At 59.3% G+C, this 13,005-nt stretch carries 11 protein-coding genes; all 11 read left to right on the top strand.

Features of this window, described 5'->3' with window-relative positions; all coding sequences use genetic code 11:
- The first annotated feature begins 71 nt into the window (after positions 1 to 71).
- The 11 genes from nifD to EN861_RS09180 all read left to right on the top strand — a co-directional run bounded on the left by nifD (position 72) and on the right by EN861_RS09180 (position 12,863).
- Positions 72 to 1,574, top strand: a complete 1,503-nt coding sequence (gene nifD / locus EN861_RS09230; RefSeq protein ID WP_024505262.1) for a nitrogenase molybdenum-iron protein alpha chain — start codon at positions 72 to 74, stop codon at positions 1,572 to 1,574.
- A gap of 129 nt (positions 1,575 to 1,703) precedes the next feature.
- Positions 1,704 to 3,245: a nitrogenase molybdenum-iron protein subunit beta gene (nifK, locus tag EN861_RS09225; RefSeq protein ID WP_126063826.1), complete on the top strand. Its 1,542-nt coding sequence runs from the start codon at positions 1,704 to 1,706 to the stop codon at positions 3,243 to 3,245.
- A gap of 61 nt (positions 3,246 to 3,306) precedes the next feature.
- Entirely contained in the window at positions 3,307 to 4,782 is a 1,476-nt protein-coding gene (gene nifE, locus EN861_RS09220) for a nitrogenase iron-molybdenum cofactor biosynthesis protein NifE (protein WP_095489376.1), read from the top strand.
- An 8-nt stretch (positions 4,783 to 4,790) separates the two neighbouring features.
- Positions 4,791 to 6,143 carry a nitrogenase iron-molybdenum cofactor biosynthesis protein NifN gene (nifN, locus tag EN861_RS09215; RefSeq protein ID WP_126063827.1) on the top strand — a complete coding sequence of 451 codons (1,353 nt, stop codon included), beginning with the start codon at positions 4,791 to 4,793 and terminating at the stop codon, positions 6,141 to 6,143.
- Complete coding sequence (gene nifX / locus EN861_RS09210) at positions 6,140 to 6,637, top strand: nitrogen fixation protein NifX (RefSeq protein ID WP_063169371.1); 498 nt, start codon at positions 6,140 to 6,142, stop codon at positions 6,635 to 6,637. The genes nifN and nifX overlap by 4 nt, the downstream gene beginning before the upstream one ends.
- 16 nt (positions 6,638 to 6,653) lie before the next feature.
- The gene (locus EN861_RS09205) at positions 6,654 to 7,133 is read left to right on the top strand and encodes a NifX-associated nitrogen fixation protein (protein ID WP_024505267.1); all 480 of its coding nucleotides are present in this window, start codon (positions 6,654 to 6,656) and stop codon (positions 7,131 to 7,133) included.
- 107 nt (positions 7,134 to 7,240) lie between these two features.
- Entirely contained in the window at positions 7,241 to 7,945 is a 705-nt protein-coding gene (locus tag EN861_RS09200; RefSeq protein WP_224571202.1) for a response regulator transcription factor, read from the top strand.
- A 95-nt stretch (positions 7,946 to 8,040) separates the two neighbouring features.
- Positions 8,041 to 8,913 carry a universal stress protein gene (locus EN861_RS09195; protein ID WP_126087041.1) on the top strand — a complete coding sequence of 291 codons (873 nt, stop codon included), beginning with the start codon at positions 8,041 to 8,043 and terminating at the stop codon, positions 8,911 to 8,913.
- Between the two features lie 842 nt (positions 8,914 to 9,755).
- A complete protein-coding gene (locus EN861_RS09190; protein WP_063169368.1) occupies positions 9,756 to 11,054 on the top strand; it encodes a SidA/IucD/PvdA family monooxygenase in 1,299 nt (432 codons plus the stop codon).
- A gap of 13 nt (positions 11,055 to 11,067) precedes the next feature.
- The gene (locus tag EN861_RS09185; protein WP_024505270.1) at positions 11,068 to 11,445 is read left to right on the top strand and encodes a hypothetical protein; all 378 of its coding nucleotides are present in this window, start codon (positions 11,068 to 11,070) and stop codon (positions 11,443 to 11,445) included.
- Positions 11,446 to 11,717: 272 nt separating this feature from the next.
- Positions 11,718 to 12,863 (top strand): TlpA disulfide reductase family protein, encoded by a 1,146-nt coding sequence (locus EN861_RS09180; protein WP_063170388.1) that lies wholly within the window; start codon positions 11,718 to 11,720, stop codon positions 12,861 to 12,863.
- The last annotated feature ends 142 nt before the right edge of the window (positions 12,864 to 13,005 follow it).

Below are 13,005 nucleotides of genomic sequence, written 5' to 3'. Positions count from 1 at the left end.
ATGAATCGGCGCGCCTTGCAGAGAACGGCGCCTATTCTTTGAGGCGTCACCCAACCTTGAAAGGGGGACTCATGAGCCGGGAATACGAGAATGACGGTGCTCTTCATGCGAAGCTTATCGAAGAGGTGCTGTCGCATTATCCCGACAAGGCGGCGAAGCGCCGCAAGAAGCACCTCAACGTCGCAAAGAGCGGCAACGAGGCTGGCGGGGAAAGCGAGGTCCTTTCCGAATGCGACGTCAAATCGAACATCAAGTCCATTCCCGGGGTGATGACGATTCGCGGCTGTGCATATGCTGGTTCGAAAGGCGTGGTGTGGGGGCCAGTCAAGGATATGGTCCATATCTCGCACGGCCCGGTCGGCTGCGGCCAATATTCTTGGTCGCAGCGCCGCAACTACTACGTCGGTACAACGGGCGTCGACACGTTCGGGACAATGCAGTTCACCTCCGATTTCCAGGAGAAGGACATCGTCTTCGGCGGCGACAAGAAGCTGGAACAGATCATTGACGAGATTGAAGTCTTGTTTCCGCTCAACAACGGCATCACCGTGCAGTCCGAATGCCCTATCGGCCTGATTGGCGATGACACCGAGGCCGTTTCTCGCAAAAAGACCAAGGAGTATGACAAGACGATCGTGCCGGTACGCTGCGAGGGCTTCCGCGGCGTCTCGCAGTCGCTTGGCCACCACATCGCCAATGATGCAATCCGGGATTGGGTCTTCGACAAAAAGGATGTCAAGTTCGAGGCCGGCCCCTACGACGTCAACGTCATCGGCGACTACAATATCGGCGGCGATGCCTGGGCCTCGCGCATACTGCTTGAGGAGATAGGGCTGCGCGTGGTTGGCAACTGGTCGGGTGACGCCACACTCGCAGAGATCGAGCGCGCCCCGAAGGCTAAGCTCAATCTTATCCACTGCTACCGGTCGATGAATTACATCTGTCGGCATATGGAGGAAAAGTATGGCGTCGCCTGGATGGAGTACAATTTCTTCGGTCCCTCCCAGATCGAAGCCTCTCTGCGCAACATAGCCAAGCATTTTGGGCCGGAAATCGAGGAGAAGACCGAAAAGGTCATTGCCAAGTACAGGCCGCTTGTTGATGCGGTCATCGCCAAGTACCTGTCGCGCCTGGAAGGAAATACCGTGATGCTCTATGTGGGCGGCCTGCGCCCCCGCCACGTCGTCACGGCCTACGAGGACCTCGGCATGGTCATCGTGGGCACCGGCTATGAATTCGCCCACAGCGACGACTATCAGCGCACCGGCCACTACGTGAAGAACGGCACGCTGATCTACGATGACGTGACCGGCTATGAGTTGGAGAAATTCATCGAAGGGATTCGCCCAAATCTGGTCGGCTCGGGAATCAAAGAAAAATACCCGGTGCAGAAGATGGGCATACCGTTCCGCCAGATGCATTCCTGGGATTATTCAGGCCCGTATCACGGCTACGATGGCTTTGCCATTTTCGCACGTGATGTGGATCTCGCCATTAACAACCCGGTCTGGGACCTATTCCACGCGCCTTGGAAAAGAAGCCGGGGCGATGAGCGGGCGATGGCTGCCGAATAAACATTTGCTTCAGCCCCAGTCTCCCACTGAGACGGTGAACTCCCGCGGCCTCTGATCCGCCGGAGCCTGGAACGTCTTGACGTCCTGAGCTGCCGTCCCGCGCAGCCAGATGCAAAAGAGGTAATCATCATGCCGCAGTCGGCTGAAAAAATTCTCGATCACGCTCCCCTGTTCCGCGAGCCGGAATACAGAAAGATGCTCGCTGAGAAGAAGCTAAACTTCGAATGTCCGCACCCCGATGAAATCATTTCCGATCAGCGCGATTTCACCCAGACGTGGGAATACCGCGAAAAGAACCTCGCCCGCAAAGCGCTTGTCGTGAACCCGGCCAAGGCCTGCCAGCCGCTGGGTGCGGTATTCGCTGCCGCCGGCTTCGAGCGAACCATGTCCTTCGTCCACGGCAGCCAAGGTTGCGTCGCCTATTACCGCTCGCACCTGTCGCGCCATTTCAAGGAGCCTGCCGCGGCGGTCTCCTCCTCAATGACCGAGGATGCGGCGGTGTTTGGCGGCCTGAAGAACATGGTCGACGGGCTCGCCAACACCTACCAGCTCTACGACCCCAAGATGATTGCCGTGTCGACGACCTGTATGGCAGAGGTCATTGGCGACGACCTGCACAGCTTCATCCAGAACGCCAAGGACGAAGATTCAGTCCCGCGCGACTTCGACGTGCCCTTTGCCCACACCCCGGCCTTCGTTGGCAGTCATGTCGACGGCTATGACAACATGGTCAAAGGCATTTTGGAGCACTTCTGGAAAGGTCAGGAGCGTACGCAAATCGAAGGAACCATCAACATCATTCCGGGCTTCGACGGCTTCTGCGTCGGCAACAACCGGGAGCTCAAGCGCCTGCTCGATGTAATGGGCGTGTCCTATACATTGATCCAGGATGCCTCTGACCAGTTCGATACGCCTTCGGACGGTGAATACCGCATGTATGACGGGGGCACGAAGATCAACGAGGTGAAGAAGGCCCTCAACGCCGAGGCAACGCTTTCGCTGCAGCATCACAACACCCGAAAGACACTGGGCTATTGCGAGGAGGTCGGGCAGGCGACGGCCTCGTTCCACTATCCGCTCGGCGTTCAGGCGACGGACGAATTCCTGATGGAGGTCGCGGCGATTTCCGGCAAGGAGATTCCCGAGGCAATTCGCCTCGAGCGCGGCCGACTGGTAGACGCCATGGCGGACAGCCAATCCTGGTTGCATGGTAAGAAATACGCCATCTACGGTGATCCCGACTTCGTTCACGCAATGGCCCGCTTTGTCATGGAGACCGGCGGCGAGCCAACCCATTGCCTCGCCACCAATGGCACCTCGGCATGGGAAGCCGATTTGAAGAAGCTGCTAGCATCCTCGCCTTTCGGCAAGGCTGCCCAGGTTTGGGCGGGCAAGGACCTGTGGGCGCTGCGCTCACTGCTCTTTACCGAGCCGGTGGACCTTTTGATCGGCAATTCCTACGGCAAGTACCTGGAGCGCGACACCGGAACACCGCTGATCCGGCTGATGTTTCCGATCTTCGATCGGCACCATCATCACCGCTTTGCGCTCTTTGGCTACCAGGGAGCGTTGCGCGTGCTGACGACGATCCTCGACAAGATCTTCGACAAACTCGATCGCGAGACGAGCGAGACGGGTGTGACGGATTATTCCTATGACCTCACGCGCTAAGAGCCGTGGCCGGCTTTTCGCCGAGGCCATTCCTTGCCCAATGGACTGGGGAGGCTGAGCAATGTCCTCCCTCAGCGCCAAAATCAAGGACGCCTTCGATGAGCCCGCCTGCGATAAGAACCGTGGCAAAGATGCCAAGGCGCGCAAGGAGGGCTGCTCGAAGTCGCTGACACCAGGGGCGGCAGCCGGCGGCTGCGCCTTTGACGGAGCCAAGATCGTCCTGCAGCCGATCACCGACGTTGCGCATCTGGTCCATGCGCCGCTCGCCTGCGAGGGCAATTCTTGGGACAACCGTGGTGCGGTTTCGTCAGGGCCGACCTTGTGGCGGACAAGCTTCACGACCGACCTCACCGAACTCGACCTTGTGATGGGGCAGGGCGAGCGGAAACTCTTCAAGGCGATCCGCGAGATCAAGCACACATACGCGCCGCCGGCGATCTTCGTCTACTCGACTTGCGTAACGGCGCTGATCGGTGACGACATCGAGGCCGTGTGCAAACGCGCCACGGAAAAGTTCGGTTTGGCCGTGGTGCCGATCAATGCGCCTGGCCTGGCAGGCTCCAAGAACCTCGGCAATAAGCTCGCCGCCGAGGCGTTGCTCGATCATGTCATCGGCACGGTCGAACCCGACGACCCCGGACCCTACGACATCAACATCCTTGGCGAATTCAACCTCTCGGGCGAATTCTGGCTTGTAAAGCCGCTCCTCGATCGGCTCGGGATCCGGGTGCGCGCCTGCATTCCCGGCGATGCGCGTTACCGCGACATTGCTTCCGCGCACCGCGCCCGGGCGGCAATGATGGTGTGCTCGACCGCGCTGATCAGTCTTGCCCGCAAGATGGAGGAGCGCTGGGACATCCCGTTCTTCGAGGGCTCCTTCTATGGCATCTCCGACACATCGCAAGCTCTTCGAAACCTTGTCAGGCTGCTGGTGAGGAAGGGCGCCGATCCGGAGATCCTCGAGCGCACAGAGACGCTGATCGCGCAGCAGGAGGCGATCGCGTGGAAGAAACTCGAATCCTACCGGCAAAGGCTCCAAGGCAAGCGCGTGCTGCTCAACACAGGCGGTGTGAAGTCCTGGTCGGTTGTCCATGCGCTGATGGAGATCGGAATCGAGATCGTCGGCACCTCGATCAAGAAATCTACGGTGCAGGACAAGGAGCGCATCAAACAAGTTCTCAAGCACGACAAGCACATGTTCGAATCCATGGCTGCGAGCGAGCTGTACGCCATGCTCTCTGAACACAGGGCCGATATCATGCTGTCGGGCGGTCGCACGCAATTCATTGCGCTCAAGGCCAAGACGCCCTGGCTCGATATCAACCAGGAGCGCCAGCATCCTTATGCCGGCTATGACGGCATGGTGGAACTCGTACGCCAGATCGACCTCGCCATTCACAATCCGATCTGGTCTCAGGTGCGCCAGCCGGCCCCGTGGGATTGCCAGCCTGAGCTGATAGGCGAATTGCCGTGCACGAGGAACGAGACCGCGTACCTGTTTGATGAATTCGCCTGCGCGACGGCACACGAGTGTTGAGGCGACCGATGGCCCGCATCCTTCCCCAGAGCAAATCGGCGGCAGTCAACCCGCTGAAGTCGTCGCAGCCGCTGGGTGCCGCCTTTGCCTTTCTTGGCGTCGACGGTGCGATGCCGCTGTTCCACGGCAGCCAAGGCTGCACAAGCTTTGCGCTCGTTCTCTTCGTGCGGCACTTCAAAGAAGCGATTCCCTTGCAGACTACGGCGATGGATGAGGTGGCGACCATCCTCGGCGCAGCCGACCATCTGGAAGAGGCGATCCTCAACCTCAAGAACCGCACGAAGCCAACGCTGATCGGGGTGTGCACGACCGCGCTGGTGGAGACGCGTGGCGAAGATTGCGCGGGTGATATTGCCAACATCATGCGGAAGCACACGCAACAGCTTGCGGGTACGGAGGTCGTGCTGGCCAACACGCCGGATTTTGACGGCGCGATCGAAGAGGGCTGGGCCAAGGCAGTCACCGCAATGATCGAAGGGATTACGCGCTCGGGCGAACGGGCGCGGCACCCGAAGAAGATCGCAATCCTGCCCGGATGCAACCTCTCTATCGCCGACATCGAGCATATGCGGGACATGGTTGAAAGCTTTGGGCTCAAGCCGGTTATTCTGCCCGACATTTCAGGCTCGCTCGACGGTACGGTTCCTGACCGCTGGGTAGCGACCACATACGGCGGCACCAGCGTCGAAGACATTCGCGAGTTGGGCACGGCCATGCAATGCATCGCCATCGGTGAGCACATGCGCCGCCCGGCGAAAGCGCTGCACGGGTTGACCGGCGTGCCTTACGTGTTGTTCCAGTCACTGACTGGGCTGCAGGACACGGACCGCTTCGTGTCGCTGCTGTCTGCGATTTCGGGCGCGGCGGTACCGGCCCGCGTGCGCCGGCGCCGGGCGCAATTGCAGGACGCGATGCTCGACGGACATTTCCATTTCGGCGGCAAGAAAATTGCCATCGCTGCCGAACCAGACCAGCTGTTCCAACTTGCGACCTTCTTTGCTGGCCTCGGCTCCGAGATAGCCGCGGCCGTCACAACGACCGACAGGTCTAAAATTCTCGAGAAAGTCCCGGCGGTTTCGGTTCAGATCGGCGATCTCGGCGATCTGGAAAGTCTTGCCGTCGGTGCTGACCTGCTTGTCACGCATTCGCACGGGCGCCAAGCATCGGAGCGGCTCCGAATTCCGCTCATGCGCATCGGGTTCCCGGTCTTCGATCGACTAGGCAGCCAGCACAAGCTCGCAATTCTCTATCAGGGCACCCGCGACATGATCTTCGAGGTCGCCAGCATCTTCCAGGCCAACCAACACGCGCCCACTCCTGAGGCGCTTGATCCACTCCGTAATCGAGAAATATCACGATGAACGCTGTTCGCCGCCTCTCGCTGGTCAGTAGTGAGGTTTTCGCCCCGATGCCTGAACGACGTAAGGGCGCATTGCGCGTTGCGATCGCCACTCAGGACATGCAGGACCTCAACGCCCATTTCGGGTCGGCCAGGCGCTTTGCTGTCTACGACGTGACGCGCGAGGAATGGAATCTCGTAGAAGCCGTGGCCTTCGATGACGTGTCCGATGAAAGCGGGGAGCATCGGGCCGAGCGCGATGATCGCATCACGCCAAAGGTGGATGCGCTCAAGGGCTGTCAGATCCTGTTTTGTCTGGCAATTGGCGGCCCTTCGGCAGCCAAGCTTGTCGCGGCAAAAATCCACCCGATCAAAGTGGCGGAGCCCCAATCGATCCCACAGGTGCTCTTGCGCACGCAGATGATGCTCAGGACGTGTCCTCCGCCTTGGCTGCGCAAGGTGCTGGCGCGAGCGGGCATTGCCGAAAAGAAACCGTCCTTCGAGGACGAGGACTGAAAAGAGGAGGACGCCAATGCCTGACCCCGCAATCCCCCCAGCTGTCGCCGAAGACGAGGCGGCTCTTTGCACCCCGTTCGTCAAATGCCTCGTGCGGCTGATCCGTTCTCAGGATTCCTATGGCTCGTGGGAACGCAAAGCGGACGCTGAGCTGCTGGGCGACTTCATCATTACCAAGGAACAGCGCCGAGGGATCCCAATCATCGGAGATCCCGATCCCGACGTGCTGTGGAGGCTCGACAAGTACTACGCCGCCATCGGGCTTGCGATCGAGGAGCGCTGCGGCCTTATGGCATCGCCGATGATCCAGGTGAGCCATGAGGGTTTTGGTCGGGTGCTTTTCACGACCGGACGGCTGGTCGTTTTGTCCAAAACGCTGCGCGATGTCCACCGGTTTGGCTTCGAGACGCTCCTGAAGCTCGCCACGGCCGGTACGAAGCTGGTCGACGATGCGATTTCAGTCATCGAAACCTTTCCCCACGTGGCGCTGGCATGATGGGCGCGATTTTCGAGAAAGGCCATCATGACGGACCCGAGAAACTATGTTGGCCAGTCCCCTCGATCCAGGGACTCGAGGCCGACCAGGTTGTTGGGGTATCGCCGATGAAGAAGCCGCTGGTCCTGATCTGCTCGCAAGATGCCGAGTTCTATCTGCTCTACAGCCACATACTGGAGGTTGACGGTTTCAGCAGTGAGACGGCAGACGGCGCGAAGGCTGCGCTGGCCTTGGCCGAACAACGGGAGCTTCAGGCCGTAGTGCTGGATTGCGACCCAGCCAGCATAAACGGGTCCGCAATTTGCGCCCACCTCAAGCGGGAACCGCGCACCACCGACCTGCCTATCATCGCCCTGATCGCGCCTGGCGCCGAGCACCAGCACCTCGATCTCTTGAAGGCAGGCGTTGAGAGCTTTGTGCGGCCGGTGGCTCCGGCCAAGCTGCTCGACTGCCTGCGGGCGAGGCTCGGGCTGACCAAGCGTGGTCCGAACGGGGTTGAAAACGACAGTTGGATTTGTTGTGGAGGCCTGGAGATGAAGCTCGATGCCCATCGGGTTCGCGGTAATGGCCACGACATCCATCTCGGACGGATCGATTTCAACGTGCTGCGGCTTATGATTGAGGCCCCCGGCAAGGTCTTCAGCCGGGACGAGCTTATCGGGGCGGCCTGGCTGCCCAACATTCATGTCGGTGCACGCACCGTCGATGTCCATATCAGCCGAATCAGGAGGGCGCTGAAAACGGCCTTGCCCGGCAGCGTCATTCGCACCGTCAGGTCGGCCGGCTACTCGCTCGAGAAGCCGGACGACTGAAATCGGTGATCGAACGTGGTGCCGCTCTCTCTTCCTCCTGAGAGCGGTGTTGCCGCTTTGAGGCGCTCCTAACGAAGACCAGGAGAAGCAGGCAAATGGAATTTAAAAGCATATTCAGTGTGACGGGTGCTGATCATTCTGATGAGGACCTCACAACAGCTGCCGGACTGTGTGCCGAGGTCGGCGCGCACCTATCGGTACTCATTATACCGCCTCCATTGCTCTTGATGTTGTCTCCGCCCCCCGAATGGAATACAGGACGTGCACAGGCAATTGCAGTACCGAACTATCGATTTCAGCAAATCGAGAAATTTTCACAGGACGTGACCAGAATGGAAAGACGGTCCGCGGATATCCTCAAAAGGCTGAAAGCTATGTCGCTTTCCTGTGACGTTGACACCGACTATTGCGATCCGGCTAGCCTCGGTGAAGTGGCACGACAGCGGGCGCTCTGCGCTGACCTGACGATCGTTGGAGGAGACCTCCTCAACGATGAGACTCTCGGACCTCCTGTTGTCAACGGCTGCTTGTTCGATAGCGGAAAGCCGGTGCTCATCGTGCCGAAGGGCGTTAAGGCGACGCTGTCGCCTCGACGCGTGCTGGTCGGCTGGGATTCGCGTGTAGAGGCCTCGCGTGCGGTTCGGGAAGCTCTTAGTATCCTATCCGCTGCCAAGGAAGTCTGTGTCGCTATGGTCGATCCAAAGGCGCAAAACAACGGGAAAGGCGCGCAGTCTGGAGCTGACATCGCTGCCTATCTTACTCGGCACGGTGCTCGGGTCTCCGTTGACCTGCTTAAGAGCGCCGGCAAATCGGCGGGCACAGTGCTGACCCAGCACGCGAACGACATCTGTGCTGACATGATGGTTATGGGTGCTTATGGCAGCCGTGGGCTGCGTGAGCGGATTTTCGGCGGTCCGCCGAGCTGGAGCTTTGGGAAGACCACATTGCCGCTGTTTTTGGCTCGCTGATCAGCTCCGTAGGAACACCGATCAGGTCGTAGGACCGCCAACCAGTCCGAAGTCGTCGTCGGTTACCGGTCGGATTGCGGAGACATGGCTGGATCCGCGAACATCTTGCGACGCTTGTCAGAGCCAAACCGGACGCCTCGACTGCTTCACGACGCTCTCGTGAACCAACTCGTGCGAGATCGTCCGCAACGGGCAGTAAAGACGAACGGCTGCAGCAGACCGCAGCCAAGCCACAGGGCGGGTGTACCAGGAGACCCCGCCTCGTGCGCGAACCCTGTTGGAAGGCCCCTTATCAGTACCCGGACGCGCGTCAAATCGGCGGCTGTCCCTGTCAGCCTGCGGTGTGCAAGGGCCGCTGCCGCGGAGCTTCCCCTGCCCGATCGTCGGGCGTGCGACAATGTCGGATTCCAGACGAGCTGGAACTGCGCGAACTCGTTGGTTTGACAGGTCTTTATCCGGCACGCCGCATGCATGGGAGTCTCCGAAAGCATTAAGAGCCGTTATCCATGGTTACGCCCCTCGAAAGAAAGAGCCGCTTCCGTCGTGGCAGGGAAACAGCCACTCCTGGGGTGGAGGCCGGCGCTAGAAGCCGCCGTAAGATCCGGAAGAGCCGCGCGACAGCATCACACACTTTCCTTCTGCTCTTGGGTTCGGATCACGCCGCGCCGCTGTCGATGCCGCCGACATTGAGCCCAAGACCTGGAAGGCGGCACACGCTTTTGCTGTCCTCTCAGTCGGGACCGCGGCTCAAGCATGCCTGTGAGGTTCGCATTGCTCAATGCCCGGCAATCGACGTCAACATGCCGCTGAGTTGGAAAACACTCCTAGAGGAGTAAGGATAAGTGGACCTCTTTTGTATTGGTGTGGGTGCTGGACCATCTAATTTGAGCCTTGCGTGTCAGATACAGGAAGAGATTGCGCAAGGGGCACTGTTCCTGGACCGGGAGGTCGATTTCCGAGGACATCCAGGCAGCGCTTTCGATTGCGCGGAGCTCCAGGTCGGCCACTTCCAGGATCTGGTTACTCTGGTCAATCCGCGATCAGCCTACACATTCGTAAACTACCTCCACGAGAACGGGCGTCTTTACAATTTCCTCAATGCGCAATTTCACGGGGTGCTTAGAGCCGAGTTCGCCCAATATCTCAACTGGGCGTTCCAGAAGAATCCGCTTGTCCGTGGCGGCGAGGCCGTTCGCGAAATCCGCTTTGACGGCGAGTTTCGCGTGCGGACGGACAACGCGGTCCTTGATGCAAGAAACCTCGTCATCGACATAGGCAAGCAGGCGCAAATTCCGCCTCAGTTTCATGGCTGGACTGGACCCAACCTGTTCCACTCATCTGAGTTGGCCCACATCAATCCTGAGGTGCAAAAAAAGCATGTCTGCGTTGTTGGCGGCGGACAGTCGGGAGCCGAGCTGCTACTGCACCTTGTCGGCCGGCCGAAAGAACGGCGGCCCGCGGCGATCACATGGGTCTTGACGCGCGAGATGCCTTTCGACGACCACGCGTTCACAAACGGGCTGTTCACGCCATGCTTCTCGGATCGTTTTGCTGCGATGAGCGAGGTGCATCGACAGCTGTTCCTGCGGCGTTTCGCGCTTGCCTCCGAGGGCATTTCAGAAAGCAAGTTGCGCGCGGTCTATCAGGCGCTCTACCACCACGCCTTTCTCGAGCCACACCAATGCGAGATCACATTGCGGCCAAGTTGCAACGTGTCGCGCTGCATCAATGCCGGAGCAGGGCACAGGCTCACGCTGCAACGCGGCTTGGACAACATCGGAGAAGTAACCGCCGATATCGTCATCCTGGCCACCGGGTACGAGAAACCGCTGCCGGGTTTCCTAGAACCGATCGCAGATCGCCTCGAACAGATCGGCAATGAGCTCGCCATCGGCGAGGATTTTTCGGTGTACTGGGACGGACCGCGAGACCGACGCCTTTTCGTTCAGAACGCCTGCCTTGGACAGCGCGGGCTGGCTGATCCGAACTTTGGGCTGCTGGCCTGGCGAGCGCGCCGCATCCTTGACAGCCTTCTGCGGCGCGCGCCATGCGCCAATCCCGAGCATCTAGGGTTCATCAACCGTCCCTTGACGGAGTGCTGGCCCGACCTCGGAGTCGAACAAATGGGCAGCGGGATATGATTCGTCGATATTGATGATCGGCGGTGGCATTCAGGAAAGATTTCCGCCTCTGGCGGCAAAAGCGGGACGAGCAATATTCCTACGGCGTCAGATCGCTCTGCTCGCGCTTGAGCAAGGTAGCGTCGCGCGACTCCTGCTTGGCGTGAAACAGCAAAGGGCATTCAATCACGATGCAGCTTTACGTGCTGTCGGGCTCAACGCCACGTGGATCGAGCCCAACGCCGCCGTTGGCAACCGCGACGCGAATTATGACGCCGGGCCACATGCGGCGGTGGCTGCAAGGGTACCGAGCCTCTCCCGCACTTTCGACCCCATCGCCGAAGTGCGACTACTCCAGGACGCCGAAGCCGGTCTTATCGCCAGCGGGCCAGCCAAACTCTCACCTTCCTAAACGGCAGCCGCTAAGGTGAGCCGTCGAAAGCCGACATTCAGGTTAACGTCAGCTGGCCGTGTTAGGGCTCGCTTATTCAAGGCGGTACCGGCGCTTGCCGAAGCTAAGAAGGGTTGGCATGCCCTTTGCCGTGCTTGATGTGCGGCAACACGGTGAGAGCTCCGCTGAAGCAAGCGAGAGGGAGCAATGCCCTCGAGACCGTGTCCGATTTTGACTGGAAAATATTCCGCGACAAAAGAGACGAAAGGTGTGGAATGACTTTGGACACCAAGATGGAACTGCGTATGGGGTCCCCGGCTCCTGCGCTGAAAGTGGAGAACTGGCTGCGTGGCGAGCCCCTCACGAGCCTTCGGCCCGGCAAGGTCTACCTCGTTGAATTTTGGGCGACTTGGTGCCGACCATGTGTCCACGCCATGCCCCATTTGATCGAACTGCAGGAGAAATATAAAGACAGCGGATTTGAGATTATCGGAGTCGCAGCTTGCGAAAAGGCTGCAACCGCGGACGAAGCGCGGACCAACGTGGATGCCTGGCTGACCGAGAAGTTCCCGAATCTGAATTATCGGACAGCGTTCGATTGCACTGGCGAAATGAAAAAGCTCTGGCTGGAACCCAGCTCTTCGTTCGGGATTCCCACCTCGTTCGTGGTCGACCGCGACGGCCACATCGCTTATATCGGCCACCCGGCACCTCTCGATGACGTTTTGCCGAAAGTCCTTAACGGCAGCTGGCGCAGCAGCTATGAAGCGAAAGCCGTCGATGCAAAGCGAATCTCGCGTGTGCGCGAATCGTCGCTGAGTCAGCCGATATACGCCAAACTTGGGCCGGCGATGCAGGACGAGGATTGGGCAGCGGCACTATTGGCCATCGAAGAAGGCCTCGCCGTGATGCCAGACTCTTTTGATTTTCGGCGGGTTCATGCGGATATTCTGCTTCACAAGCTGCGCGACATCAAAACCGGCTTGCCGCTTATGCGCGAATTGGTCGAGGACGCGATCAACAAAAAGTTCGAAGCGATGTCTTGGGTGGTGATGGCGCTGAACCAACTCTTCCATCCCACGATCGACAACTCCCATCTTCCGCATGATGATCGCTTTGCGATGGGCAAGGAGCTCTCCGAACAGATCCTGGAACTTAATCCTCCGCAAGGCGATGGAGACTTTAAATTCGGGTGTTACTTTCCGGTCGCTCAGTATTATTACGAGAGCGGCAACAAGGACCGGGCGATCGAGTTGATCGAGGTGGCAATCAAATCGCTGGACCATTCGGAGCCAGTGCCGGACCAAACCAAACAGCGCTACCTCACCTCGTTGCTCCAAGCCCTGGCCAACTACACGGGTGAGCCTGCCTGTCACGCGGGTCTCTGTGTGGCTCCGCAAAACAAGACTTCCGAAACTCAAAACGCTGTCACTTCCTGAGCAAGGATCGCGAAGGGCATGACAATTGGAATTGAACACCGGCAAATCCGCCCGCCCAGGCGCACTTCGCAGCAATAACGTCGATGCCGCAAAAGTGCGCGGCTTGCGGCAGGTGGAATTTCCATTGCGTTTACCTCGGGTC

Source organism: Mesorhizobium sp. M8A.F.Ca.ET.218.01.1.1 (genome assembly GCF_004791165.1).
Classification (GTDB): domain Bacteria; phylum Pseudomonadota; class Alphaproteobacteria; order Rhizobiales; family Rhizobiaceae; genus Mesorhizobium.
This window is presented reverse-complemented; position numbering and strand designations above follow the sequence as displayed.

Bases quoted from the DNA above. Each gene is read 5' to 3' on its own strand.
- nifE (WP_095489376.1), top strand. From the start codon at position 3,307: ATGTCCTCCCTCAGCGCCAAAATCAAGGACGCCTTCGATGAGCCCGCC.
- EN861_RS09205 (WP_024505267.1), top strand. From the start codon at position 6,654: ATGCCTGACCCCGCAATCCCCCCAGCTGTCGCCGAAGACGAGGCGGCT.
- nifD (WP_024505262.1), top strand. From the start codon at position 72: ATGAGCCGGGAATACGAGAATGACGGTGCTCTTCATGCGAAGCTTATC.
- nifN (WP_126063827.1), top strand. From the start codon at position 4,791: ATGGCCCGCATCCTTCCCCAGAGCAAATCGGCGGCAGTCAACCCGCTG.
- EN861_RS09195 (WP_126087041.1), top strand. From the start codon at position 8,041: ATGGAATTTAAAAGCATATTCAGTGTGACGGGTGCTGATCATTCTGAT.
- EN861_RS09180 (WP_063170388.1), top strand. From the start codon at position 11,718: ATGGAACTGCGTATGGGGTCCCCGGCTCCTGCGCTGAAAGTGGAGAAC.
- nifK (WP_126063826.1), top strand. From the start codon at position 1,704: ATGCCGCAGTCGGCTGAAAAAATTCTCGATCACGCTCCCCTGTTCCGC.
- EN861_RS09185 (WP_024505270.1), top strand. From the start codon at position 11,068: ATGATCGGCGGTGGCATTCAGGAAAGATTTCCGCCTCTGGCGGCAAAA.
- nifX (WP_063169371.1), top strand. From the start codon at position 6,140: ATGAACGCTGTTCGCCGCCTCTCGCTGGTCAGTAGTGAGGTTTTCGCC.
- EN861_RS09200 (WP_224571202.1), top strand. From the start codon at position 7,241: ATGAAGAAGCCGCTGGTCCTGATCTGCTCGCAAGATGCCGAGTTCTAT.